This is a genomic window from Halosimplex aquaticum, assembly GCF_028747785.1.
In the GTDB taxonomy this organism is placed as follows: Archaea; Halobacteriota; Halobacteria; order Halobacteriales; family Haloarculaceae; genus Halosimplex; species Halosimplex aquaticum.
Map to the genome: position 1 here is coordinate 846,106 of NZ_CP118158.1, position 23,563 is coordinate 869,668.

Below are 23,563 nucleotides of genomic sequence, written 5' to 3' on the forward strand. Positions count from 1 at the left end.
GCGCCCGTTCAGTGGGTGAGCAACAGGATCTGGTCGTCCGTGCGGACGACGCAGAAGGAGGTCCCGGGGTCGCCGAAGGTGTTCTCGCGCCGCTCGGAGACGAACAGTTGCTCGAAGACCTCGCCGCAGGCGGGACAGGCGAAGTCGTCGCGGTTTTCGAGGTGCATCGTCCCGCGGTCCTGTTTGCGGAGCTTCAGACCGTGGCGGTACTCGTGCACGTCGAACCCGTCGTCGACGTCGAGCGGTTCCATACCCCTCGATGGGGAGAAGTGGTCTTGAAACTCCCGCTCAGAGCGTGGCGCCGACGTAGAGGACGACGACCAGGAACACCCAGACGACGTCGACGAAGTGCCAGTACATCGAAGCGGTGCTGACCGAGGTGTGCCGATCGGCGGAGTACTGCCCCTTGAGGCCGCGCACGAAGACGATGCCGAGGAGGACCGCGCCCATGCTGACGTGCAGGCCGTGGAGTCCGGTTAGCCCGTAGAAGGCCGACGCGAACGCGCCCTCGGCGAGCGTGAAGTTCTCGTTGACGATGAACTCGTAGTACTCCAGGACCTGGCCGCCGATGAAGACGACACCGAGCAGGAGCGTCAGTCCCAGCAGCTGGAGGAACCGAGTGCGGTTGTTCTTGCGGAGCGCGACGTGGGCGTAGTGGAGCGTGAAACTGCTGACGATCAGGATGCCCGTGTTGACGAGCACGAGGCTGCTCAGCAGGTGGGGGAGGCCCTCGTGGGACCACTCGCCGGCGCGGATGAAGAAGTAGTAGACGAAGCCGGCGCCGAACGTGGCGACCTCCGAGACGAGGAACAGTATCATCGCGAGTCGGAGTGTCCCGGCGCCGTGCTCGTCTGTCCCCTGTTCCCAGAAGTTGACGACGAACGCGTGGTACAGCCAGCCGTACAGGCCGACGAGGAACACGACGACGCCGGCGATGATTGCGGCCGGCCCGACCATCGGGCCGACGAGCGGTTCGGTGCCCCGGCCGAGCACGAACAGCGCGGCTGCGAGGTAGATGCCCGCCGCGCCCGCGGCGGTGACGAACGGCCACCAGCTCGCCTCGCCGAACCCGCGCGGCCAGTCCTCGACCGCCGGCAGGTGGTGACCGCCGTGGTCCCCGTGGTCCTCTGTCGTATCGTCCGCGAGACTCATACCTCTGGCTTGCGCCAGCAACACTAAAAAGCCTCTCAAACCGACCGCGGCCGGCCGCACTCTCGCGATCGTTCGTGTGAGATTCCGAACTCGTTCGGCACTCCGGGCGAACCGGTTCGGCCGTCGCCCGTCGACGGAATCGGTCCGGTCCGGATACCGAAAATCGGCGGGATCGAACGGCTTCGCACGCGGTCGGCCGGCGGCCTCGCGGAGGGTTTCGATACTTTGAGGCGACGGGGGAGCGAACTCCCGGCAGATGGGACGACGCACGCGAAGGTCCTGGCTGGCTGGGGCCGCACTCGCCTCGCTCGTCGCGGTCGCGGCGCGGCCGGTGCTCGCGCACGGGGGCTCGCTCGGCGGCGCCGCCCGCGAATCGCTGACCGTCCCGACGTGGCTGATGCTCGCGACGGGCGGGGCGATCGTCGGCGCCTCCTTCCTGCTGGCGAGTTTCGCGACGGACCGCTCGGCCGTCGACGCGGTGATCGAGCGACGCCGGACGGTCGCCCTCCCGGCTCCGGCGGCGCTCCGCTGGGGCGCGGGCGCGCTCGGCGTGGTCGCGCTCGTCGGCGTCGTGGTCACGGGGTTCGTCGGCCCGAGCGACCCGCTCTCGAACCCGGCCGTGGTGATCGTCTGGGCGGGCTGGTGGGCCGGATTCGCGATGAGCACGTACCTCGTCGGCAACGCCTGGCCGGCGGTGAACCCCTGGCGGACCGCCGTCGCGGCGCTCCCGGACCTGGGCCGGACCTACCGCTGGCGCTTCGGCGCGTGGCCCAGCGTCGCGGGCCTGCTCGCGCTGGTCTGGATCGAGGTGGTCAGCCCGCTCGCCGACGAACCGCGCGTGCTCGCCGTAACGGTCGTCGGGTACTCCGTCGTGACCGTCGCCGGCGCCGTCGTCTACGGGACCGAGACGTGGTTCGACGAGGTCGACCCCGTCGCGCGGGTGTTCCGCTACTACGGCGCCGTCGCACCGCTGGGCCGCGACAGAGACGGCTCGCTGTCCCTGCGCCTGCCCGGCGCCGCGCTCGCCTCGGACCTGCTGGACGGCGTCGACGACGCGGCGTTCGTCGTCGCGATCCTGTGGGTGACCACCTTCGACGGCTTCGTCGCCACGCCGGCCTGGCGCGACCTCGCGCGCGGCCTCGTCGGCTTCGGGTACCCCCCGGAACTGCTCTACCCGGGGGCGATGCTCGCCGGATTCGCGCTCTTTTTCGGCGTCTATCTGCTGGCCGCCCGCCTCGCCCGTCGGACGGCGCCCACCTACGTTGCCAGCGAGACGCTCGCGCGGCGGTTCGCCCCGCCGCTTCTGGCCATCGCCGCCGGCTACCACGTCGCGCACTTCCTGGGCTATTTCCTCTCGCTGATCCCGGCGCTGTTCGCGGCCGTGGTGGCCCCGTTCGCGACGGTGAACCCCGGCCTGATCGTCGTGCCCGGCTGGTTCGGCGGGGTCGCCATCGCCGGCGTCCTCGGCGGCCACCTGCTCGCTATCCTGGCGGCCCACGCCACCGCGTTCGACCTCTTCCCCGGCCGCCTGCAGGCCATCCGCAGCCAGTACCCCTTCATCGCCGTGATGATCGGCTACACGATGGCGAGCCTCTGGATCGTGACCCGACCGGACGTGCCGCTCCCGTACATCCCCTGACCATGACCGACGAACGGACCAGCTACGACGTTCCGCCGGACCGGACCCCCGCCGAGTGCGCCTACTGCGGTCGCCCCTTCGAGAGCGACGGACTGCTCGCGCTCCACCGCGGGCAGGTCCACCCCGACGCGATCGACGAGGCGGAACGGGAGGCATACGAGGAGGCACACGAGGCGGAAACCGGCCAGCTCCGTCGGTTCAGGCTCAAGGCGCTCGCGGTGCTGGTCGTCGTCTACTTCGGGCTGTTGATGGTCTACGCGGTCGTCTGACGACGCGGCAGGGGTGCGATCGGCGAGCCGAAGGGGAAACCGGCGGACAAACGGAGCGCGCGCGGCCGGAACTGCGAGAATCTGGAGCGGGAACGTAAGTTTGATGCGCGCGAGCGCGCTGGATACGGGTATGGAACTGCGGGTCATCGAGAAAGAGCCGACGATGATCTCTATCGAGATCGCGGGCGAAGACCACACGTTCATGAACGTGCTGAAGGGCGCGCTGCTGGAGACCGAGGGGATCACCGCGGCGACCTACGACGTGAACCCCGAGCAGTCCGGCGGGCAGACCGACCCCGTGCTGACGATCAAGACCGACGAGAACACCGACGCGCTCGACGCCCTGGAGGACGGCGCCAACCGCGTCATCGAGAAGTCCGACTCCCTGCGCGACGCGTTCGAAGCGGCCGCCTGAGTCCCCTTCGCTGACGTTCGTTCTCCGTTTCCCTCGGCCCGCGAGCCGCGGCTACCGTACGTTTTTGAGTCGCTCGTCCGATCGAGGTGGTATGGAACGGCAGCGAACCGACGGGTCCGGGTCCGCGGCGCCCCCCGTCAGCACCGACGGCGGCCCCGAATCGGAACCGGACATCGACGACGTGCTGGACGAGCTGGAGGAACTGGAGGAGCTGGTCGACACGCCCGAGGAGCGCGAGCAGGTCCGCGAGGCGATGCGGACCGCACGACGGGCGCACACTCCGCGGGTGATCGGGCGGCTCCGCGACTCTTTCGACCTGCGGGACGCCGGCGAGGCCGTCGTCGGCGCGTTCATTTTCGGCATCCCGATGATAGTCGAGGGCGGGACGCTAGAGATCGGTGAGGCCATCGCGGGCTCGATCCCCGCGCTCGCAGTGACGGCGGCGTTCGGGTTCCTCGTCGTGCTTGGGATCCTCTACGCGGCCCGCTTCGAGGAGGTCGAGTCGGACCTGTTGTTCGGATTCCTCCCGCGGCGCCTGCTGGGAATCCTCGCCATCTCCGTGACGATGTCGGTCGGCCTGATGACGCTGTGGAACCGGGTCGACTGGAGCCGGCCGGAGGAGGCGTTCGCGCAGTGCCTCGTGGCCGCGGTCGTCATGGCCGTCGGCGCGTCGCTCGGCGACGTGCTCCCGGAGTGACCGCGCCCGCCGAGACCCAGTCCTTGCCGTCCGAGACCCAGTCCTTGCCGTCCGATACTCAGTCCGCGCCGTCGGCGGCGACCACGGCCTCCTCGTCGTAGGCTTCGAGGCGCTCTTCTTCCGTTCCCATGCCGGTCGTGACGATCATCCCCATCCCCTCGCGGACGCTCATGTCCGTCTCGTGGATCTGCGACTCGGGGACCATCACGAGGCGCCCGGCGGTCGGGTTCGGGCTATTGGGCAGGAACACCGAATAGGCCCGCTCGCCCGCGACCTCGTCGATGCTCGTTCGGCCTTCGCCGGTGACGAGCCCGATGGAGTAGACGTCCTCGCGGGGGTACTCGACCAGCACCGTACGCTCGAACTGCGACCCGCTCTCGACGAGCGAGGTCGCCACCTGGCGGATGCTCCCGTAGATCGTGCTCACCAGCGGGACGACGTTGATCGTCCGCCCGAGGTTACCGAACAGGTGCTTCCCGATCGACCACTGGGCGAGTAGCCCCAGCGCGGTGATGATCGAGACGATGAGCACGACGGCCAGTACCTGCGCGGCGATCTCGACGTTGGCCGCCGTCTCGATCAGGCCGAGTTCCTTGACGACCGGGTTGATGAACCGGAGTGACCACGAGACCAATATCTGTAGGATGTAGAGCGTGACCGCGAGCGGCGCCACGAGGATCAACCCGGCGACGAAGCTCTCCTTGAGTCGGCTGGCCAGTCGCATACCCCCAGGTTGGTCCAGGCGATCAAAAAGGTGCGGGCGTCGGTATCAGTCCCTTACCGGGTGAGCGGGCGCTCGCTACCGACGTTTTTTCGCCCGTTACCCCACGATTCACGCGTGCTACTACCGGGTGATCGCTGTGAACGGTCGGGGTCGGTTAAGAACGTCGGGTGGCTTGCCACTCTACAGTGACACGAGATGACACGCGACCGAGCGGCGAACCGGCCTTCACCAGATGGCTCGAGACGACCGAGGACCGCTTCCAGCGCGCCGACACGCGGCGCGTGACGCTCTTCGTCCGGTCGATGCTCCCGCCGCTGGGGGCGAAGGGAACGCAGGAGGCGCTGATCCGCGAACTGAACGAACACGCGGCGGCGGGGGAACTCGACAACGTGTCGGTCACGGTCACGGGCGACCGGCTCTGTCTCTGCGAGACCTGCACCGGGACCGACGCGGGGTCGTCGCTGCTCGACCGCGTCCGCGAGCTCGACGGGTGGGGCCGGGAGTTCGACGCGTCCGTCAGTCGCTTCTTCGAGACGCGGGAGCTCGATTCGAGCGTGGCCGGCGAGACCGCGCGCGCCCTCGTGCCGCCTCGAGTCGCCGTCGCGCTCTACTGCGACGGGACGCTGGCGGGCGCGTTCCCCTGTGAGATGGGCGACGCGACGGTCGCGACGAGGGACTTCGTCGCGGCTCTCAACCGGTTCTGCGAGGACGCTAGTCCGTCGTCGGACGGTAAGGAGTCGTTACGCGTCGATTCGGCACCGAACAGTCACAGCTGAGGGAGGGCGGTCCAACGGCCGCGAGCGCCGCGACGACTGCGGGATCGGGGTCCGTCTACGAGCCACTTACCCGGTGAATCGGAGCGAAAACAGCTGCATAACAATACCGTACTCGCGGGTAAGCGGGAACATGGAAGAGTCGCCTGTCAGAGAACCGGACGCGACTGCGACGGACGAGTTCGGACCGCGCGCGGCGGGGTGGCGCTGATGTGCGGTATCACCGCCACGGTCGGCGCCGACGACGCGGTGTCGAGGCTCCTGACCGGCCTCGAGAACCTGGAGTACCGGGGGTACGACTCGGCCGGCGTCGCCGTCGCGAACGGGAGCGGCGTCGAAGTCGTCAAGCGCGAGGGGCAGGTCGACGAGCTCGTCGACCTCCTCTCGACGGCGTCCATCGGCGGTCACGTCGGGCTCGGACACACCCGCTGGAGCACGCACGGGCCGCCGACGAACGCCAACGCCCACCCGCACACGGACTGCCGCGGCGAACTCGCCGTGGTCCACAACGGGATCGTCGAGAACCACGCCGAACTCCGCGAACGCCTGCAGGCCGCCGGCCACACGTTCACCAGCGACACCGACACCGAAGTCGTCCCGCATCTCGTCGAGGAATACCTCGCTACCGGCGCGGGCGTCGAGACGGCGTTCCGGCGTGCGGTCGCCGACCTCTCCGGGAGTTACGCCATCGCGCTGGTCCACGAGGACGAGGACGCCGTCTACGCGACTCGCCAGGGCTCGCCCCTCGTGTTCGGCGTCGCTGACGGGGCCGACTCGCGGAGCACGTCCGAGGGAGCGACCTACTACCTCGCCAGCGACGTGCCGGCGTTCCTGGAGTTCACCGACGACGTCGTGTACCTCGAAGACGGCGACGTGGTCCGGGCCGCCCCGGACGGCTACGAGATCACCGACCCCGAGGGATCGGCGGTCGATCGGCCGGTCGAATCGGTCGAGTGGTCCTCCGAAGACGTCGAGAAGGGCTCGTTCGACCACTACATGCGAAAGGAGATCGACGAGCAGCCGACGGCCATCGCGCAGGCGGTCCGCGGCCGGGCAGACGACGGACGCGTCGCCTTCGAGTCGCTGTCAGACGGGGCCTTCGCCGACGTCGATCGCGTCCAGTTCGTCGCCTGCGGGACGAGCTACCACGCCGCGCTGTACGGCGCCCAGCTGTTGCGCGACCGCGGGATCCCCTCGCGGGTCTTCCTCGCGAGCGAGTACGCGACCACCGCGCCGCCGGCCGGCGACGGGACGATCCTGGTCGGCGTGACCCAGAGCGGCGAGACCGCCGACACGCTCGCCGCGCTCCGCCGCGGCCGCTCGGAGGGCCTCCGGACGATGGCGGTGACCAACGTCGTCGGGTCGACCGCCGCACGCGAGTGCGACGAGACGGTGTTCATCAGGGCCGGCCCCGAGATCGGCGTCGCGGCGACGAAGACGTTCTCCTCGCAGGTGGTCACGCTGACGCTGCTGGCCGAGCGGATCCGCCGCGACGTGACCGGATCGCACAGCGAGGCGGCGCCGGAACTGCTCGACGCGCTGAGCGAACTCCCCTCCGCGGTCGGGTCGACGCTCGCGGACTCGTCGGCGGAGTCGATCGCCGAGCGCTACGGCGACAGCGACGCCTACTTCTTCGTCGGCCGCGGGAGCGCTCACCCGGTCGCGCTGGAGGGCGCGCTCAAGCTCAAGGAGATCTCCTACGAGCACGCCGAGGGGTTCCCCGCCGGCGAGCTGAAACACGGCCCGCTGGCGCTGGTGACGCCGAACACGCCGGTGTTCGCCGTCGCGACGGGGGCACACACGGAGAAGTTACTCGGGAGCATCGAGGAAGTGAGTGCGAGGGGAGCGCCCGTGATCGCGGTCGCCCCGCGGTCAGAGGAGGCAGTCGCCGAAGCGGCCGACGACGTGTTGTGGGTGCCAGAATCCCATCCCGAGCTCGTCGGCCTCCTGGCGAACGTCCAGTTACAGTTGCTGTCCTATCACACCGCGACGCTGCTGGACCGACCCGTCGACAAACCGCGCAACCTGGCCAAGAGCGTCACCGTGGAGTGACCCGTTACCGCACCGCCCGGGACGGTCTCGCGACCGCTGGTTCGAATCCATGCTCGCGGCGGCTCATCGCTTGTCCGTGAGGTCGCACACCGAGTCCTTGTTCGAGACGATGAAGGCGTCATCGCGGAGCTGATCTTCCGAGTTCGGCAGGAAGATCACCTGGTCGGGATTGTCGACGACATTGATCTTCTCCCACGCGATCATCTCGTAGCCGAGGTTCTCTTCGAGGTCGGGGTCGACCGGCTGGTCGCGCCAGTCCGACGGCAGTTCGGTCTCTCCCCGCGTCATCTGTTCGTCAGTCCACATGTCCGCGTTCTCGTCTTCGTTAGTCATGGTTCCTCGTTCACTCGTCCCGGGCCGACCGGCCGTCGCCCGCTTCGACTCGGGGTCACGTTTCCGGTAATGCCCACCTACTCGTAAAACGCTACTGTCCATATGAAACCTGTTGGCCTGTATGAATTCGTTATTCTCTTGCCGGATACGTACCAGGACCGTACCATGACTCGTGGTACCAAGCCGTCCGGTTCTCGGGCGAGAACGAGGAGACTACCGGACGATCGAGCGCAAGATTAGCCGCCTCACTCGCTATAAGCACCTCTTACCGTCGAGTTGAGCGAGTCTACCGCGAGCGAACGACGGGGAAAAGCCGCCGAGATCAGGTCGGCGTGGCGCCGGCGACGCTCGTGAGATGCTTGTTCGATCGTTTATCCAGAGCCATTGCCAGGACGAGAAAGAGCAGTCCGAACGCGACGGTCGCGAGCGCTGGCAGTTCGAGATCGGTCACGAGGCTGGCGATTCCGCCGGCCGTCCCCGTCGTCAGGCCGCCGAGCGCGAGCACGTAGCAGAGCGCGACCGGGTGCAGCCGCTCGGAGAGGTACTTCGCGCGGATGCGCCACAGGAAGTTCCGGAAGAGCATCCCCGAGACCTTCGGGATGTACGAGGAGTAGTCGATGTGGCTCTCCTCGTCGCCGTAGACCGCCGGCGTCGGCACGTCGACGACGCGCATGTCGGCGACGTTGAGTTTGACGAGCAGGTCGTTGCAGTAGCCGTAGAACTCGTACATGTCGTCGACGTCCGCGGCCTCGATGGCCTCGCCGGAGATGGCTGTGTAGCCGTTCTGGGGGTCGCCGATCTCCCAGTAGCCGCTGGCGATCCGCGTCAGGTACGTCAGCACGACGTTTCCGACGTAGCGGAACGTCGGCATCGAATCGTAGTGGTCGCCGAGCAGCAGGCGGTTGCCCTTGGTGTAGTCGGCGCGGTCGTTGACCACGGGTTCGATGATCCGTTCGATGATATCGGGGTCCATCTGTCCGTCGCCGCCCATGACGGTGATGACCTCAATGCCGTCCGCGTGCGCGCGCTGATAGCCGGTCTTGATTGCGCCGCCGACCCCGCGGTTCTCGCTGTGCTGGATGGGGACGACGCGGCGCTCGGTGCCGCCGTCGCCGACGAGTTCGGCGGTCGGGGGGTTCTGTTTCTCGGCGTGTTCGAGGATCTCTTCCCACGTCTCGTCCGTCGAGGCGTCGTCGACGACGTAGATCCTGTCGACGAACGCCGGAATCGTGTCGATGACGTCGCCGACGAATCCCGCTTCGTTGTAGGCCGGAACGACGACGCCGATTGTCGAGTCCTGATACATAAGCGTGTCTGGTGGACGCTCCGTCATAGGAGAACTGCGTGTTTTGTTATACCGCCCATACGACCGGAATACGGCGGTTTCGGCCGAGGCGTCGCTCAGTTCGTGACACTCGCGCGCTCGACGAGCGTCTCCAGTCCGTCGCCGAACGAGTAGGAGGGTTCGTACCCGAGCTGGCTGCGCGCGCGCCCAATGGCGGCGCGGCTGTGTTTGATGTCGCCCTCCCTGGGGTCGCCGTAGGCGATGGAACTGTCCGAGTCCAGGATCCGAGTGACGCGCTCCGCGACCTCCTGGACCGTGACCCCGGTCCCGGTGCCCACGTTGTACGCCTGGCCGGTATCGCTCGTCGTCGCGGCGAGGAGGTTCGCCTGGACGACGTCCTCGACGTGGACGAAATCGCGCGTCTGCGTGCCGTCGCCGTGGACGGTCAGGACCGCGTCGGAGCGCGCGCGGTCGAGGAACGCGCTCACGACGCCGCTGTATCCCCCGTCGGTCCGGCCCGGGCCGTAGACGTTGAAGTAGCGCAGGGCGACGGTGGGCAGGTCGTAGAGGTCGGCGTAGGCGCGGGTGTGCTGGTCGGCCGCGAGCTTGTCGATCCCGTACGGCGAGGTGGGCGTCTTCCGGTCGGACTCGTGGATCGGAAGCGTGTCTGGTTGGCCGTAGATCGCTGCGCTCGACGCAGTGACGACGCGAGCGTCCTCGCGGCGGGCGGCGTCGAGCACTTTCACCGTCCCCGAGGCGGTCCGGCGATGGGCCTCGACCGGCGAGCGGACAGAGGTCCGGACGTCAGCCAGCGCCGCCTGGTGGAAGACCACGTCGGCGCCGTCCATCGCCGCCTCGACATCGACGGAGTCGCGAACGTCGCCCTCGACGAACTCGGCGTCTTCGGGGACGTTCGCCGCCTCACCGGTCGAGAGGTCGTCGAGCACGGTGACGTCGCAGTGGTCGGTCATCGCCGCAGCGAGGTGGCTCCCGATGAAGCCGGCGCCGCCGGTCACGAGCACCGACTTGCCGGCGAGGTCGCTCGCGGGATCACGCGGCACGGTCGGTCACCCCTGTCGCGGCGCGAGCGGTCGTCGTCGATCCGGCGTGTCCGTCGTTCCCGGTCCGTCCGGGTGAACTTCCCGCGTCAGTCTCGGGCATTGGCGTGACTGGGGGCGGTCTCGACCATTGTTATGTGTCACCTGAGATGGTATTAGGCACCTCTTTCGACGGGTCCGCGCGCCGCTATCGGCGCACGGCGTCGCGAGCGCGGACTCGGAGCGGGGCCGTCGCCGGGTCGATCCTTCCGTCAGCCGCGCCCGTCGGTCGCCACCGTCTTCGGTTCGGCCCGGGCCCGCGCGGCGACCGCTGCCATCGTCTCGACGGGGACCTCGTCTCGGTGGGCGTCGATTGCTCGGAGGACGCCTTCGATCCGCCGGACCTGCGGTTCGCCGACGAGGTTGTTCGGGTGCAACCAGAGGTGGAGGACTCCCTCGCTCTCCGCGGCGGCGTCGAGCCCGCGCTCGACGAGTTCGACGATGGGGTCGCCGACGAAGGGCTTCGTCGCCCGGAGGGCTGGTCCCTCGAAACTGTAGAGGTACAGCGACGCGGGGATGTTGACCAGGCCGTACTCGTCGGTGGCCGGCGTCACGACCGGCGGGTGTCCGGACCCGAACGCGACGGTCTTCAGCTTCTCCGGGAGCGTCCGTCGGGGTGTGGGGCGGCCTCCGCGATACGCGTCGAAGCCGTGCTCGGCGAGCTTGTCCCGGTGGCCGAGCTCGTTCCGCGGGAAGACGAGCGACCGGAGATCGATCCCCTGCTCGTCCGCGACGGCCCGGCTGCGCGCTAGCTCCGCGGCGGCCACGTCACCGGTCGTCTGATCGTCTCCGAAGAGAACGTGTGAGTACGTGTGGCTGCCGATCTCGTGGTCGGGACCCGACTCCCGCACGCGCTCGATCAGCTCCGGTCCGCAGGTCAGGTCCGGGCGGTCCGCCCACTGTTCGCGTTCGGGGGCGAACCACTCGGGCCCGGCCGGGTGGTCTGGATGGCGCCCGTCACAGGCCTCGTGGAAGAGGTGGCCGACGACGGCCCACGTCGCGGGCACGTCGTAGGCGTCGAAGAGCCGACAGAGGGTCCGCCAGCCGGACCGGCCGCTCTCGACGCGTGACTCGGGCGGGGAGTCGTAATCGACGAACCCCCATCCCAGTTCCGCGTCGACCGAGACGACTACCGATCCCACGGTTTGCTCCACCCGTTCATGTCCCTCGAAAGGGAGCGTGCCGAGTTTGTTATGGCGTCGCTACTGCCGTTCGGCCGCCAGTGACCAACCGGGCCGCGGCCGCGCGAACCGGTGCGCGAGACGTTCCGTTCACGGGAAAATATCTACGTTCAGTTTATAATCGTATTCTTTCATAAGATATAGTTCATAACGCCGAAATCTTTCATCTGTATCGATGAGACGGGGATATTACTCGTTCGAAGCGAAAGATACAGATATTGGGGCCTTATTCTGCCAGTAATCCACAGAATCACCAAATATTCGTAGAAGTTGCTGGACTGAGCGAAACTTCCCGAAGTTGCCTACGATGCGGTCGAAGGTCGGACTTTTCTCAGTCCTACATAGAATGCGGAATTACAAACTCCAGTATGTAGTCCGGAAATGAGCCGATACGTGTCATATGGGCCTCGGTAGCAACTGGCATGGTTGAAGCCGCCTGATTATCGGCCGGCCGCGTGGCTGTTCACGAGCACAGAGCCGGACGGTATCGGTTCCGATACCGGAACGAACCCCGGTCAGCGACCGCATAACAATAGCCCGGTGCGGTCACGCTCGGGGCGTGACTGGACTCATCGGAACCACTGCGGGCGACGAACGGCTCGGGAAGCTAGCGGACCGATCGCACAGAGAGGACTGGTACGAACTCGACCGCGTCGTCGACGGCGAGGCGGCGGCTGGCGTGCTCGAACACGGGAGTCGCGACCCGGACGCGAACGTCGTCTGGCGCGGCGACGGGCTGATCGGCGTCGTCTACGGCGTCGTTTCGAATCGCGATCGACTGTCGCTGTCCTGGGGTGAGCTCTTTCGCGGTGTCGTCGACGACTCGCGGAACGTGCTCGCGCGCCTCGACGGTCCGTTCGCGCTGGCGTGTCTCGACGCCGACGCGGGCGAGGTCCACCTGGCGACCGACGTGGCCGGGAGCCGACCGATATACTACGCGGTCGGGGACGGCGGGGACGACGAGGCCGGCGACGGGATCGACTTCGCCTCGGAGGTGGGTCCGCTCTTGACGGCGGTCGACGACCCGTCGCTCGATCCCGAGGCCGTGAGCGACCTGCTCCTCGCCGGGGGTGTCCTCGGTGAGCGGACGCTGGTCGACGGCGTCGCGAGTCTCCCGCCGGCGACCCACCTCGTGTTCGACGGCACCGTCTCGACGCGCCGGTACTGGGCCCCCGAGTCGGCCGGCCTGGCGCCGTCGGGCTATCCGGATCGCTGGCTCGGCGCGTACCGACAGGCTCTGGGTGACGTCGCGGCGACGACGGGCGACCCCTCGCTTTGGTTCCCCGGCGACCCCGGGAGTCGCGTCGCCGCCGCGGTCCTCGCCGAGCGCGGCTGTCCGGTCGAGACGCTGACCTGCGGCGGGCCCGACGGCGGCGACAGGGAGTCGGCCTCGCAGGTGGCCGCGTACCTGGGGCTCCCGAACAGACAGGTCCACGACGACCCCGACCGCCACCTCGTCGACGCCGTCGCCGACGCCGTCGACGCGACCGACGCGATGGTCAACTGGGCCGCGGTCGACGGCCTCCCGTACGTCACAGACCGGCTCCACACCGACGCGGACGCGCTGGTGTTCGGGCGTCCGCACCTCGATGCCCTCTCGTGGGCCGGGACGGTCTGCGCGGACGACTCGCCGGTCGACGCGGTCGCCGAGAACGAGTGCGTGCTCCCTCCCGCGGCTGTTCGGACGCTGCTGTCTACCGACCGCGACCCGGTGGCGTCGATCCGCGACCTGGTCTCCGCGAGCGTGGACGGACCGACGGAGCGGACGGCCGTCGACGCCGCGCTACAGGTCAGGGCCGCGACGGAGGGGCGGAGCCGGGCCGTCCAGCGCAGCCGAGTCGGCACGCGGACAGTCGCCTCCCGGGCCCTGCTCGACACGGCGGCGCGGATGCCGGCCTGTTACCGGCTGGGGACGCGCTGGCTGTCCGACTCGACCCGGGGGGACGACCCGCCCATCGATCGAGCGGTCGTCCGCAGGCTCGACTCGAACCTGGCGCAGATCCCCGACCGAACGGAGGGCCGCGGCCGCTCGGGTTCGTCCGGGCTCCGGGCGGACGGCGCCGGTGGACTCGACGCGCGTGCGAGCGACGGCGACGCGTACGTTCGGCGGTACGCGAGCGACGACCGGTTCCGCCGGTTCGTCGACGACCTGCTGGAGCGCGTGGGCGACCGAGACCCGCTCAACGGCGACGCCGTCGCTGCCCTCCACGACCGGCTAGCGGCCGGCGATCTGGCGTCGTTCACGCCGGTCGCGGCGCTGACCGGCCTCGAACTCTGGGCCGGTCGCTACCTGGACGGGGAGACAACGGCGACGGCTATCGAGGTCTGAACGGCGACCGTCGCGTGCGAAACACGGACTGAGCGGCGAAAAATCGAGGTTTCTTGCGCTCTCACTGCACCTGATACAGCGACAGCGCGTCGGCGATGGCCTCGCGGTCGGCGTCAGTGAGGCCCGGGTGGACCGGCAGCGAGAGGACTTCGTCGGCGGCGCGCTCGGCGACCGGGAACCGCTGGTCGACGTGGTCGTAGGCCGGTTGCTCGTGGATGGGCGTCGGGTAGTAGATCCCGGTGTCGACGCCCGTCTCGTCGAGGTGCGCGATCAGTCGGTCGCGCTCGGGTGCCCGGACGGTGTACTGGTGGAACGCGTGGTCGACGCGCTCGGGTACCGTCGGCGGATCGAGGGGCGTCGCGTCGAGCGCCTGCGAGAGCGCGGCGGCGTTGTCGCGGCGGGCGCGGACGAACCGGGAGAGCCGCTTCAGCTGGACGCGGCCGATGGCCGCGGCCACATTCGTCATCCGGAAGTTGTGACCCAGTTCGACGTGCTCGTACTGGTCGTTGCGGCCGTGGTTGACGAACCGCGCGGCGCGGTCGGCGGTCTCCTCGTCGTCGGTGACGATCATCCCGCCCTCGCCGGTGGTCATGTTCTTCGTCGGGTAGAACGAGAAGGCCGCGGCGTCGCCGAACGACCCGACCGGCTCGCCGTCGTAGCGGGCGCCGTGTGCCTGGGCGGCGTCCTCGATCACGGCGGCGTCGTACTCCTCGGCGAGGCCGCAGATTGCGTCCATGTCCGCGGGCAGTCCGTAGAGGTGGACCGGCATGATCGCGTCGACGTCGCCGCCGCGGATCTCGATGGCCTCGCGGGCCGCGACGGGGTCGAGGTTGTACGTCTCCGGGTCGATGTCGGCGAACACCGGCTCGGCGCCGCAGAAGCGGACGGCGTTCGCGGTCGCGACGAACGAGAACGGCGTCGTGAGGACGGTGTCGCCCTCGCCGACGCCGCAGGCGCGGAGAGCGGCGTGGAGCGCGGCGGTCCCGTTGGCGGCCGCGACGCCGTGGTCGACGTGGCAGGCCGTCGCGAACTCCCGCTCGAAGGCGCGAACCTCCTCGCCGTCGGCGAGCATCCCGCTGTCCAGCACTTCGACGACGCGTTCGCGCTCCTGTTCGCCGATGGCGGGGGAGGCGATCGGGATCTCGCGGTGGTCTTCGAGGCTCATTTCAGTTCGTTCCCCCCGCGCAGGTCCTCGGGAAGCGGTTCGTGACTCGCCGGCGCACCGACCGCGAGCGTCTCTGCCGGGACGTCATCGGTGACGACGGCGCCCGCGGCGACGAACGACCCCTCGCCGACGGTCACGCCGGGGAGGATCGTCGCGTTCGCGCCGACGGAGGCGCCGGACTCGATCGTCGCGCCGACGAGTTCGCTCGTCGGGCGCACGGGATACGGGTCGTTGGTGACGACCGCGTGCGGGCCGAGGAAGACGTTGTCGCCGACCGTGGTCTCGGGCGGGAGGTAGACGCCGGTCTGACAGCTGACGTGCGATCCCACCTCGAGCTCGCCGTCGAGGACGGCGTGGCTCCCGACGAGGACGTCGTCGCCGACGGTGGTGCCGCCGCGGACGAGCGCGTGGTGGCCGGTCGAGAAGTCGTCGCCGATCTCGACGTCGGTGTAGACGATCGTGCCGCCGCGGATCGTCGCGTCGTCGCCGATCCGCGTCGGGGTGTCGTTCTCGCCGCCGGACTCGCCGACGACCGCCGTCTCGGCGATATCGCAGCGCGCCCCGGTCCGCACGGTCTGGAGGTCGTGCTCACTCATGTGCCGGTCGAGAGTCTGCCCGGACCGACCTTTGTTAATGAGCGCCTGTCGGTCCGTCGACCGGACGCCCGTTCACTCCGCGGAGAACTGATCCATCGCCAGTTCGAGGTACGGCACGGCGACCTCGGTCGCGTCGGTCGGGCGGACGGTCCTGTCGCTCTTGTCGTAGTCGATGAGGCCCGCGTCGTCCAGTTTCGGCAGATTCGAGTGGACGAGCCGCGTCGCGACCTGATTCCGGAAGTCCGCGGTCGAGAGCCCGTCGGGCGTCCCCCCGGTATCGACCACGTACTCCACGAGGTCGTCGTACGGGACCGCCCCCTCGGTGCGGGCGAGGTACGCCAGGGCGTACCGGTTGCCCGGCTGGGAGAGCAGCTCGAACAGCTCGTTTATCGAGACCGGGCTCTCCGCACTGCGGGCGCCGCTGGGGCCCCCGTCGTTCGTTCCGTCCGCTACATCTTCCCCCTCGGGCGCGCGGCGGTCGTCCGGATCTCCCCCCGGAGATCCGGGCTGTCGCCGGTCGTTGTCACTCGACCGGCTCTCCTGCGGTTGCTCTGACCCCATACCCTCACTTCTCGCTCGACTGTTATATATTCTCGGCCGACTCCCGCCGCGGCCGTCCCGTTCGGTCAGCGTTTGACGGCCGAACGGTCGCGCGGCGCCCGAGGCAGTCCAGGGCGGCCGTCGCGCTGCCAGAGCCAGGCGGCCGCGGCGAGCAGGGACAGCTCGCCGAGCAGGTACAGAGCGCCGAGCGGCGAGGCGAGGAAGGCGGCGAACTGTTCGGCGAGCTCGACCACGTGCAAGAGGACGTCGGTAGAGTCGTCGGAGGGCGCCGGGTGTAGCGGCCAGAAGAGGAACCACGTCTTCGGGTCGCGCCCGAGGACGACCGGATACAGCACGTCGGCGGGGAGGTGGCTCAGGTAGCCGACGACGAACGCGAGGGCCGGCCGCTCGCGTTCGAGGACGATCCCCGTCACGAGGACGGCGAGGCTGAGCGGGACGGCGGTCAGGAGGGAGTGCGCCAGCGTCGTCCCCCCGGGAAGGACGCCGAGCCACCAGCCGAGCGGTTTGTCGACGAGGTCTGGGAACTGGGTCCCGAACGCGACGGCGATCGCGGCGGGCCCCGTCGTGGGCTCGTGCCAGACGACTCTGCTCAGGGCCGCGTACGCGAGGTACCCGATCGCGAGGTGTTCCCACGGCCACATCTTACCGACGCCCGGTCCGGCCGCGCTCGCTTCGCCCCGACGAGGAGCCACAGAAGCGCCCGAAACGCATCATCCTGCGAGGAGGTTCAGCGGGTCGGCGTCCGGACACGAGGTCACTCCGAGCGCGCGTGGATTCCATGCGCGGGAGACCGAGAGGAACTCGGATTGTTATGGTCTCGTTACGGCCGAGAGCGGCGCGTCAGCCTCCTCGTTCTGGCGCCCCTAATCGCGGTACGGAACGCGAAAAATCTGGAGCGTCGAAACCTCTTTACGTGGTAGCCGACTCGGTGTGAGTACAGCGGAAAGTGGGACGCAAGCGAGTCCCGCCGACAACAGCCGAATGCGTTCTCGGTCAGTGACCGGGAACCGGACGAACGCGACAACACCTATCCGGCAACTTCCGCAACAAACAATGAGTACAGATTGGGACGACGTCAGCTTCGTCATCAGTTCGCGCTACCGCGTCGCGGTCCTCAAGCGGCTCGCAGACGGCCCGTCGACGCCGTCGCAGATAGCGTCGGACGAGGACGTAGGTATCGCACACGTCTCGCGGGCGCTCCAGCGCCTGCGAGAACGGGAACTCGTAGACCTCCTGGTCTCCGACGACCGCAAGAAGGGACGCGTCTACGGCCTCACCGAGCAGGGACGCGCAGTCTGGGACAAGATCGAAGCGGAGAACATGGTCTGAGCGACGCCACGGGCCGCCGGCGACCGGCGCCGCGCCCCGACCGACTGCCAGAGACTTCCGACCACCGCGAACCGACGACCGACTCGACGCGGTCCGCACCGACCCGACGCGTTCGACCGCGACGACGCTCCGGGCGTCCCGAGCGGCTATTCTCTCTCACTGTCCAGTAAGCGCCGCCAACCGCCCGGTACGCCGCTCGTACCTCGATCCAGTTCCCGGCGAGCCGCCCGCGAACAGGCGCTCCGCGCCCCGCTGCCGTCCGGCAATACTGGCTGCCTTTACAGGCATAGGTTTGTAATACATTCCGCCGAGTAGGGCGAGGTTATCCGCGGTGCGGCCGGGGTCTAGTCGGTTCCCTCGGCATCCGTCCGGTGTTTCGCGCTCGATCTCGTCTCCCGCGCCACTCGCGATAGCTGGTTTCCCCGACGGAGGGATTCCACTCGTCTGTCGAGGGCCGCCGCCCGGCAGCAGGAACTGCTCGCCGTCCGGGGGAAGACGCCGACTTCGATCGGAGAAGCGGGCCACTTCGCTCGCGGAAGTCGCTCACTTCGGATCCTGTATTCGCCGCCCCATCCGGCGATCTCCTGGAGCGCGTCGCGCCGCTGTGGACGGCAGGCTGGCCGATAGCGGGGCTGACGACCGGATCGGGCCGCAGGCGACCGACCCGTTGCGTCGGAAGGGGGTCACTTCCGTTCGGACTTGGACACTGCGCTCGACCCCCTGTTCGTTGCCAACAGATAGCGAACTCGTGCCGACCTACGGGCCCGACCCCATCTCGTTTGCGACGAGCAGTGATCGGATACGTGCCGGATCGGGGCCAGAGACGCCTCTCTCGGTCGCGCGACGCGAAGCGGCTTTAGGGGATGGATTACTAAGCAGTCTTGGGACGGACTAGGAGTCGATGACAGAACACATCTCTGACAGCGACCTCGAACGGATCGCCCAGTTCGTGGACACCCCGGCGTACAAACGGGAACCCGAGCAGCTGCTGCCCGAGGACGTCGACGACGACTGACCGCCGTCGTCCCACGCGACGCGATCGATCCGTTCTGGTCCCCGATCTTCTCACCCGCCGAGTCGGTAGGCCAGGAGAAACACTCGGACTGGCCCGATGCCGGCTACGATTCCCCTGAAAGCGGCTGGAGCACGTGTCGTCGAACGCGCGACGTCTAGACGCTCGGGAACGAGAACAGCGTCTGATGGTGACTCCCGCGCGGGTGCTCGCAACCGGGACGAGCGACTGTCCGGGCCGCCGCGACCCGGCGATGCGTAGCCACGCTCCACGGTAGTCCAGCGCTCCGGCCAGTCCGGACTGTGGCCGCGCCGCTGGTGGCCGCTCAGCGGCGACCGCTGCCGCTGTCAGCCGCTGGTGCCCCGGTCTCGACGGCGGCCCGCCGTTCGGACGGGAGGCGGGTTGCGGCGCGCCGAGCGGCCGCTGGGGGCGCTGTGTGTGTCCGCGGAAGAAATCTCAGGTCTGTCGGCGGAGGTCGTCGGGGACCTGGCGCCGGTTCATCGTCCAGACGACGATGTGTGCGCCGACAGTGAGGAGGAAGCCCGAGAAGATGATGACGCCGAGGGTGGCGTCGGTCATGTTCGCGAAGATCCAGACGTTCAGGTTGGTGAGCGCGACCAGCGCGATCCCGAGGATCGCGAGCGGGAGATACAGGTACTGCCAGGGTACTTCCCGCTCGCCCGGGTTGAGATACTGGTCGACGTCGTTGGCGGCCTGGGTCAGCTCGACCTCGCCTGTGTCCTGGTCGTAGTTCACGAGGCCGGCGTCCTCCAGTTTCGGGACGTGGGTCTGATACAGCGATACGTAGACTCGTTTCCGTTGTTGTTTCGTCAGTTCGTCGACAGTAGTGTCATTCTCCCAGGCGGCGACATCCTCGGCTAACTCCGTCAACTCGACCGGGGCGTCTTCGGTTCGGAGCAGGTAGAGAACGTACCGCCGTCTCGCGCTACTCAGGATGTCGAAGACGACGTCCTGCGTCAGGGTTTCGTCCTCTATCGACATCCACCATCAGCCCTCGCGTCGGTCTGTCGGCGGATTGCCACTACTGGCAGCCACCCCGTTGTCGTATCTCGACACAGGCAGGGAGATTAGTGGGTATCACTTTGTTACGAACCGGTTACCGTGCTCGCCGGCGACGGGGGATCGCGGATCCGCCGGACGGCGGGCGGATCGACCGGTTTCGGAACACGGCTAGCGGACGTTACCGCGGATTTCGACCCGTATCGACCCGCTACCGGCCAAAGGAGACGTATAACAAAGCCGATTCTCGGCGCTACCCTCGGGTGATTCATGAGCCACGGACGGTCGACTCCGGCGACAGCAGATACGCCGCGGACCCAGCTCCCAGCATCGTCGCGATACGGGCCTGTGCGTACGGTCAGGTCCCGTTCCCCCTCCAGCGAACGGTCGCCTCATCGTCCGCCGTCGGTCGGACGCGGCCCGGCGGGAGGACCCGGACGATGACCGACCGAGTCCGGGCGGGCGTCGTCGGCGTCGGGAGCATGGGGCGCCACCACGCCCGCGTGTACAGTGAACTCCCGTCCGTCGAGCTCGTCGGCGTCACCGACGTCGACCCCGATACCGCACACTCCGTGGCCTCGGAGTTCGAGACCCGAGCGCTCGACCGCGGGGACCTGCTCGCGCGAGCCGACGCCGTCTCGGTCGCCGTGCCGACGCGGTTCCACGAGGAGGTAGCCCGCGAGGCGATCGAAGCCGGGACCCACGTCCTCGTCGAGAAACCCTTCGTCGACGACCCCGAGGTCGGCCGGTCGCTGCTGGCGGAGGCCCGCGAGCGCGACCTGGCGGTCCAGGTCGGCCACATCGAACGGTACAACCCGGCCATCCTCGCGCTCCAGGACGTGATCGTCGAGGTCGACCCCATCGCATTCGCGGCCCGACGGCAGGGGCCGCCCGTCGACCGCGACAGCGTCGACAGCGTGGTGTTCGACCTCATGATCCACGACATCGACGTTGTCTGCTCGCTCGCCGGCGAACCGGTCTCGGACGTGTCCGCGGCCGGCGCCGCGGACGGGGACCACGTCGTCGCCCAGCTCGAGTTCGAGAGCGGCCACGTGGCCTCGCTGACCGCCAGTCGCGTCACCCAACAGCGGATCCGCGACCTCGCGGTCACCGCGGAGGACTGCCACGTCGACGTCGACTACATGGACCAGTCCGTGCAGATCCACCGCCACTCGCTCCCCGAGTACGTCGCGAGCGACGGGGACGTCCGCTACCGTCACGAGAGCGTCATCGAGCGCCCGACCGTCGAGACGGGCGAACCGCTGAAAAACGAGCTCTCGTCGTTCGCCGAAGCGGTCCAGGAGGGGACCGAACCGCGGACCACCGGCGAGGACGGCATCCGCGCGGTCGAGATCGCCGCCTGGATCGAGTCCGAGGTCCAGGCCAACGCCGAGACCGTGCCGCCGGAGGTCCCGAACCTATGAGCGGCCAGCAGTCGGAGCCGGCGCGGCTGTACGGGTGGGACGCGAGTCGCCAGACGCAACTGCGCGCGTTCACCGGCGGCGCGGTCCCGGTGGCGGTCTACGGCCTCGGCAAGATGGGGCTTCCCCTCGCCGCCGTCTACGCCGACGTCTCGGGCAACGTAACCGGCGTCGACATCGACTCCGACGTGGCCCGGGCGGTCGACGCCGGCCGGTGCCCGGTCGAGGGCGAACCCGGCCTGCCCGAGGAGGTCGAACGACTCGCCGGCGACGGATCGCTCTCGGCGACGACCGACGCGACCGGTGCGGCGGCCGACGCGGGCGTCCACGTGATCATCGTCCCGACGCTCATCGAGGACGACGAGCCCGACCTCTCGGCGCTCGAAGCGGCGGTCCGCTCGGTGGGCGCCGGCCTCGACGCGGGCGACGTCGTCGTCGTCGAGTCGACGGTCCCGCCGCGGACCTGCCGCGACCGGGTCCGCCCGTGGCTCGAAGCGGAGAGCGGGCTCGAACTCGGCGAGTTCGGCCTGGCCTTCTGTCCGGAGCGGACGATGAGCGGCCGGGCGCTACAGGACATCCGCGGCTCGCACCCGAAGGTCGTCGGCGGCGCCGACGCCGAGAGCGAGCGCGTCGCCGAGCTGATCTACGGGGAGATAACCGACGCGGAGGTGATCCCCGTCGCGGACTGCACGACCGCCGAGTGCGTGAAGGTGTTCGAGGGGCTCTACCGCGACGTCAACATCGCGCTGGCGAACGAACTCGCGACGCTCGCGGGCGAGTTCGGCGTCGACGTGACCGAGGCCATCGACGTCGCCAACACTCAGCCGTTCTGTGACATCCACACGCCGGGCCCGGGGGTCGGCGGCCACTGCATCCCCTACTACCCCTACTTCGTCATCTCGGAGTTCGAGGGGGCGACGCCGCTGCTACAGACGGCCCGACACGTCAACGAGTACATGCCGACGTTCACCGTCGAACGGGCGGCAGAGGCGCTCGACGAGCGGGGACGGGACCTCTCGGAGAGCACCGTCGCGGTGTTCGGACTGACCTACCGGCCGGGCGTCGACGAGACGCGGGCGTCACCGGGCGTCGCGGTCGCCGAGGAGCTGGCCGAGCGGGCCGAGACCGTCTACGCCGTCGACCCGATCTGTACGAGCGCGCCGCCGGAGGGGGTCCAGCGGGTCTCGCTGGACGCCATCGGCGCGCGAGAACTCGACCTGGCCGTCGTCACGACCGGCCACGAGGAGTTCGGCGAGATCCCGTGGTCGGCGTTCGAGGACCTGACGGTCTTCGACGGTCGGCACATGCTCGACGACGAGGACACGTCGCACCCGGTCAGTCGACTCGGCGACGGGTCCGACGAGGACTAGCTGGGATCGACGCGGCGAACCAGGATGTCGCCGTCCGAATGGACGGTGATCTCGTGGGCGTCGAACTCGAAGACGACCCGCCCGGAGACGCTTCCTTCTCCGTCCGTGAACAGCCTATCGAGCGCGTCCGGGTCGACCACGTCGTACAGGGGCTGCTGGATGTCGATCGGCGTGACGCCCTTCGCTTCGGCCAGCGACTCGATGACCGCGACGCTCAGGTCGGTGCCCTCGGCGCGGTCGTCGGCCGACGAGTAGACCACTTCCGTCCCGGCGCCGATCTGGCCGGCTCCACCGTCGTCTTCCGTCGTTCGTTCCGGCATCGTCACACCGCCGTCGTCGATCCAGCGAGGCAACTACTTACCATGGCAGTACAGCTACACGCACTCGACCGATATACAATGAATCTTCGGGTTCAGGACGGGGTTCCGGGTCACTCGCCGCCCGCTCCTCCGCGACCGAACCGCGCTCCCCGCCGACCTCACAGGGCTCTCGTCGGCGTCGAACCCGCTTCGATTCCGTTGTCCGCTGTTTCGATCCGGTAACGTTCGGCTGTTGATCGCCGAGCTGAACTCGTCGCCAGCGCAGACGTATCACCCCCGTGGTAACTACGCGTTCGCACTCGGGCGGCCAGGTAAGAACGGCTTGAGTCCGTCCGTCGCGCGCGCCCAGATCGGCGCTCCAGGAATCCGTTCCCGGCCGGCGAGAGGCCGTAGACCTGTGCGCGGGCCCAGCGGATCGTCGCTATCGCGGAGAATGGGGTCCATTACTCGACGGAATCGTGATATTAACCGGTGAGATAGTGTGACAGACGTTGCTTACCGGCCCGCGCATCGGGACCGTCGGCGGTAATGGACCCGTTATACTGGCCTGGACGATTGTTCAATCAAGAAAGATTAAGTAGCCGTGCTCCCCAACAAGCAATCGGCGCAACAAACTCTGTGGAGGGGTCTCCAGCGCCGGGGGTACGGACACATGAAGGCAGACAATTCCCACGAATCGACCGCGAATCGAACGCCAACTACCCTCGAGAGGGGGACCGTCACCATCGGGCGGGCGAGGTATGAATAAGTCCTCGGTCGCCACAGTGACTCATCGGACCGCGAGCCCGTCTCGCGGTCGGCCGCATCGGGAGGTGTGGCACTG

The 23,563-nt window shown here is 68.5% G+C and carries 23 protein-coding genes; 10 read left to right on the plus strand and 13 right to left on the minus strand.

The window, feature by feature from the left end; all coding sequences use genetic code 11:
- Nucleotides 1-8: 8 nt before the first annotated feature.
- Nucleotides 9-251: a DUF7385 family protein gene (locus PSC72_RS04110; protein ID WP_274324624.1), complete on the minus strand. Its 243-nt coding sequence runs from the start codon at nt 249-251 to the stop codon at nt 9-11.
- Between the two features lie 37 nt (nt 252-288).
- On the minus strand, nt 289-1,152 hold the full coding sequence (locus PSC72_RS04115) for a cytochrome c oxidase subunit 3 (RefSeq protein WP_274324625.1): 864 nt from the start codon (nt 1,150-1,152) through the stop codon (nt 289-291).
- A gap of 256 nt (nt 1,153-1,408) precedes the next feature.
- Here PSC72_RS04115 and PSC72_RS04120 point away from each other — a divergent pair, with 256 nt between their 5' ends.
- From PSC72_RS04120 to PSC72_RS04135, 4 genes are all read left to right on the plus strand, one after another.
- On the plus strand, nt 1,409-2,791 hold the full coding sequence (locus tag PSC72_RS04120; protein WP_274324626.1) for a hypothetical protein: 1,383 nt from the start codon (nt 1,409-1,411) through the stop codon (nt 2,789-2,791).
- A gap of 2 nt (nt 2,792-2,793) precedes the next feature.
- Nucleotides 2,794-3,060, plus strand: coding sequence for a C2H2-type zinc finger protein (locus PSC72_RS04125; RefSeq protein ID WP_274324627.1), 267 nt, complete (start codon nt 2,794-2,796; stop codon nt 3,058-3,060).
- A 130-nt stretch (nt 3,061-3,190) separates the two neighbouring features.
- Entirely contained in the window at nt 3,191-3,475 is a 285-nt protein-coding gene (locus PSC72_RS04130; RefSeq protein ID WP_274324628.1) for a DNA-directed RNA polymerase subunit L, read from the plus strand.
- Between the two features lie 91 nt (nt 3,476-3,566).
- Nucleotides 3,567-4,172: a DUF2391 family protein gene (locus PSC72_RS04135; RefSeq protein WP_274324629.1), complete on the plus strand. Its 606-nt coding sequence runs from the start codon at nt 3,567-3,569 to the stop codon at nt 4,170-4,172.
- A 58-nt stretch (nt 4,173-4,230) separates the two neighbouring features.
- Here the strand turns inward: PSC72_RS04135 and PSC72_RS04140 are convergent, their stop codons facing one another.
- Nucleotides 4,231-4,896 carry a DUF502 domain-containing protein gene (locus PSC72_RS04140; RefSeq protein WP_274324630.1) on the minus strand — a complete coding sequence of 222 codons (666 nt, stop codon included), beginning with the start codon at nt 4,894-4,896 and terminating at the stop codon, nt 4,231-4,233.
- Nucleotides 4,897-5,081: 185 nt separating this feature from the next.
- On the opposite strand from PSC72_RS04140, the gene PSC72_RS04145 reads away from it, so the two are divergent.
- Both PSC72_RS04145 and glmS read left to right on the plus strand, forming a co-directional pair.
- Nucleotides 5,082-5,672 carry an HTH domain-containing protein gene (locus PSC72_RS04145; protein WP_274324631.1) on the plus strand — a complete coding sequence of 197 codons (591 nt, stop codon included), beginning with the start codon at nt 5,082-5,084 and terminating at the stop codon, nt 5,670-5,672.
- A gap of 207 nt (nt 5,673-5,879) precedes the next feature.
- Nucleotides 5,880-7,721 (plus strand): glutamine--fructose-6-phosphate transaminase (isomerizing), encoded by a 1,842-nt coding sequence (glmS, locus tag PSC72_RS04150; protein WP_274324632.1) that lies wholly within the window; start codon nt 5,880-5,882, stop codon nt 7,719-7,721.
- A 63-nt stretch (nt 7,722-7,784) separates the two neighbouring features.
- Here glmS and PSC72_RS04155 read toward each other — a convergent pair whose 3' ends face one another.
- The 4 genes from PSC72_RS04155 to PSC72_RS04170 form a co-directional block, all read right to left on the minus strand.
- A complete protein-coding gene (locus PSC72_RS04155) occupies nt 7,785-8,054 on the minus strand; it encodes a hypothetical protein (RefSeq protein WP_274324633.1) in 270 nt (89 codons plus the stop codon).
- A 322-nt stretch (nt 8,055-8,376) separates the two neighbouring features.
- Nucleotides 8,377-9,360 carry a glycosyltransferase family 2 protein gene (locus PSC72_RS04160; protein WP_274324634.1) on the minus strand — a complete coding sequence of 328 codons (984 nt, stop codon included), beginning with the start codon at nt 9,358-9,360 and terminating at the stop codon, nt 8,377-8,379.
- Nucleotides 9,361-9,455: 95 nt separating this feature from the next.
- Nucleotides 9,456-10,400: an NAD-dependent epimerase/dehydratase family protein gene (locus tag PSC72_RS04165; protein WP_274324635.1), complete on the minus strand. Its 945-nt coding sequence runs from the start codon at nt 10,398-10,400 to the stop codon at nt 9,456-9,458.
- A gap of 248 nt (nt 10,401-10,648) precedes the next feature.
- Nucleotides 10,649-11,578, minus strand: coding sequence for a polysaccharide deacetylase family protein (locus PSC72_RS04170; protein ID WP_274324636.1), 930 nt, complete (start codon nt 11,576-11,578; stop codon nt 10,649-10,651).
- Between the two features lie 598 nt (nt 11,579-12,176).
- Between PSC72_RS04170 and PSC72_RS04175 the strand changes: the two genes are divergently transcribed.
- Nucleotides 12,177-13,946: an asparagine synthetase B family protein gene (locus tag PSC72_RS04175; RefSeq protein ID WP_274324637.1), complete on the plus strand. Its 1,770-nt coding sequence runs from the start codon at nt 12,177-12,179 to the stop codon at nt 13,944-13,946.
- A gap of 61 nt (nt 13,947-14,007) precedes the next feature.
- Here the strand turns inward: PSC72_RS04175 and PSC72_RS04180 are convergent, their stop codons facing one another.
- The 4 genes from PSC72_RS04180 to PSC72_RS04195 form a co-directional block, all read right to left on the minus strand.
- On the minus strand, nt 14,008-15,111 hold the full coding sequence (locus PSC72_RS04180; protein ID WP_274324638.1) for a DegT/DnrJ/EryC1/StrS family aminotransferase: 1,104 nt from the start codon (nt 15,109-15,111) through the stop codon (nt 14,008-14,010).
- Nucleotides 15,108-15,707 carry an acyltransferase gene (locus PSC72_RS04185; protein ID WP_274324639.1) on the minus strand — a complete coding sequence of 200 codons (600 nt, stop codon included), beginning with the start codon at nt 15,705-15,707 and terminating at the stop codon, nt 15,108-15,110. The genes PSC72_RS04180 and PSC72_RS04185 overlap by 4 nt, the downstream gene beginning before the upstream one ends.
- A 72-nt stretch (nt 15,708-15,779) precedes the next feature.
- On the minus strand, nt 15,780-16,268 hold the full coding sequence (locus tag PSC72_RS04190) for a DUF7344 domain-containing protein (RefSeq protein WP_274324640.1): 489 nt from the start codon (nt 16,266-16,268) through the stop codon (nt 15,780-15,782).
- Between the two features lie 65 nt (nt 16,269-16,333).
- A complete protein-coding gene (locus PSC72_RS04195; protein ID WP_274324641.1) occupies nt 16,334-16,909 on the minus strand; it encodes a metal-dependent hydrolase in 576 nt (191 codons plus the stop codon).
- 412 nt (nt 16,910-17,321) lie between these two features.
- On the opposite strand from PSC72_RS04195, the gene PSC72_RS04200 reads away from it, so the two are divergent.
- Complete coding sequence (locus tag PSC72_RS04200) at nt 17,322-17,597, plus strand: winged helix-turn-helix domain-containing protein (protein ID WP_123533274.1); 276 nt, start codon at nt 17,322-17,324, stop codon at nt 17,595-17,597.
- 1,468 nt (nt 17,598-19,065) lie between these two features.
- On the opposite strand, the gene PSC72_RS04205 is transcribed toward PSC72_RS04200, so the two are convergent.
- A complete protein-coding gene (locus PSC72_RS04205) occupies nt 19,066-19,611 on the minus strand; it encodes a DUF7344 domain-containing protein (protein WP_274324642.1) in 546 nt (181 codons plus the stop codon).
- Nucleotides 19,612-20,069: 458 nt separating this feature from the next.
- On the opposite strand from PSC72_RS04205, the gene PSC72_RS04210 reads away from it, so the two are divergent.
- Nucleotides 20,070-21,053: a Gfo/Idh/MocA family protein gene (locus PSC72_RS04210; RefSeq protein ID WP_274324643.1), complete on the plus strand. Its 984-nt coding sequence runs from the start codon at nt 20,070-20,072 to the stop codon at nt 21,051-21,053.
- Nucleotides 21,050-22,420: a nucleotide sugar dehydrogenase gene (locus PSC72_RS04215; RefSeq protein WP_274324644.1), complete on the plus strand. Its 1,371-nt coding sequence runs from the start codon at nt 21,050-21,052 to the stop codon at nt 22,418-22,420. The genes PSC72_RS04210 and PSC72_RS04215 overlap by 4 nt, the downstream gene beginning before the upstream one ends.
- Here the strand turns inward: PSC72_RS04215 and PSC72_RS04220 are convergent.
- On the minus strand, nt 22,417-22,740 hold the full coding sequence (locus PSC72_RS04220; protein ID WP_274324645.1) for a HalOD1 output domain-containing protein: 324 nt from the start codon (nt 22,738-22,740) through the stop codon (nt 22,417-22,419). The two genes, PSC72_RS04215 and PSC72_RS04220, sit on opposite strands and share 4 nt — an antisense overlap.
- Between the last annotated feature and the right edge of the window lie 823 nt (nt 22,741-23,563).

Bases quoted from the DNA above. Each gene is read 5' to 3' on its own strand.
- PSC72_RS04110 (WP_274324624.1), bottom strand. From the start codon at position 251: ATGGAACCGCTCGACGTCGACGACGGGTTCGACGTGCACGAGTACCGC.
- PSC72_RS04115 (WP_274324625.1), bottom strand. From the start codon at position 1,152: ATGAGTCTCGCGGACGATACGACAGAGGACCACGGGGACCACGGCGGT.
- PSC72_RS04120 (WP_274324626.1), top strand. From the start codon at position 1,409: ATGGGACGACGCACGCGAAGGTCCTGGCTGGCTGGGGCCGCACTCGCC.
- PSC72_RS04125 (WP_274324627.1), top strand. From the start codon at position 2,794: ATGACCGACGAACGGACCAGCTACGACGTTCCGCCGGACCGGACCCCC.
- PSC72_RS04130 (WP_274324628.1), top strand. From the start codon at position 3,191: ATGGAACTGCGGGTCATCGAGAAAGAGCCGACGATGATCTCTATCGAG.
- PSC72_RS04135 (WP_274324629.1), top strand. From the start codon at position 3,567: ATGGAACGGCAGCGAACCGACGGGTCCGGGTCCGCGGCGCCCCCCGTC.
- PSC72_RS04140 (WP_274324630.1), bottom strand. From the start codon at position 4,896: ATGCGACTGGCCAGCCGACTCAAGGAGAGCTTCGTCGCCGGGTTGATC.
- glmS (WP_274324632.1), top strand. From the start codon at position 5,880: ATGTGCGGTATCACCGCCACGGTCGGCGCCGACGACGCGGTGTCGAGG.
- PSC72_RS04155 (WP_274324633.1), bottom strand. From the start codon at position 8,054: ATGACTAACGAAGACGAGAACGCGGACATGTGGACTGACGAACAGATG.
- PSC72_RS04160 (WP_274324634.1), bottom strand. From the start codon at position 9,360: ATGTATCAGGACTCGACAATCGGCGTCGTCGTTCCGGCCTACAACGAA.
- PSC72_RS04180 (WP_274324638.1), bottom strand. From the start codon at position 15,111: ATGAGCCTCGAAGACCACCGCGAGATCCCGATCGCCTCCCCCGCCATC.
- PSC72_RS04185 (WP_274324639.1), bottom strand. From the start codon at position 15,707: ATGAGTGAGCACGACCTCCAGACCGTGCGGACCGGGGCGCGCTGCGAT.
- PSC72_RS04190 (WP_274324640.1), bottom strand. From the start codon at position 16,268: ATGGGGTCAGAGCAACCGCAGGAGAGCCGGTCGAGTGACAACGACCGG.
- PSC72_RS04195 (WP_274324641.1), bottom strand. From the start codon at position 16,909: ATGTGGCCGTGGGAACACCTCGCGATCGGGTACCTCGCGTACGCGGCC.
- PSC72_RS04200 (WP_123533274.1), top strand. From the start codon at position 17,322: ATGAGTACAGATTGGGACGACGTCAGCTTCGTCATCAGTTCGCGCTAC.
- PSC72_RS04205 (WP_274324642.1), bottom strand. From the start codon at position 19,611: ATGTCGATAGAGGACGAAACCCTGACGCAGGACGTCGTCTTCGACATC.
- PSC72_RS04210 (WP_274324643.1), top strand. From the start codon at position 20,070: ATGACCGACCGAGTCCGGGCGGGCGTCGTCGGCGTCGGGAGCATGGGG.
- PSC72_RS04215 (WP_274324644.1), top strand. From the start codon at position 21,050: ATGAGCGGCCAGCAGTCGGAGCCGGCGCGGCTGTACGGGTGGGACGCG.
- PSC72_RS04220 (WP_274324645.1), bottom strand. From the start codon at position 22,740: ATGCCGGAACGAACGACGGAAGACGACGGTGGAGCCGGCCAGATCGGC.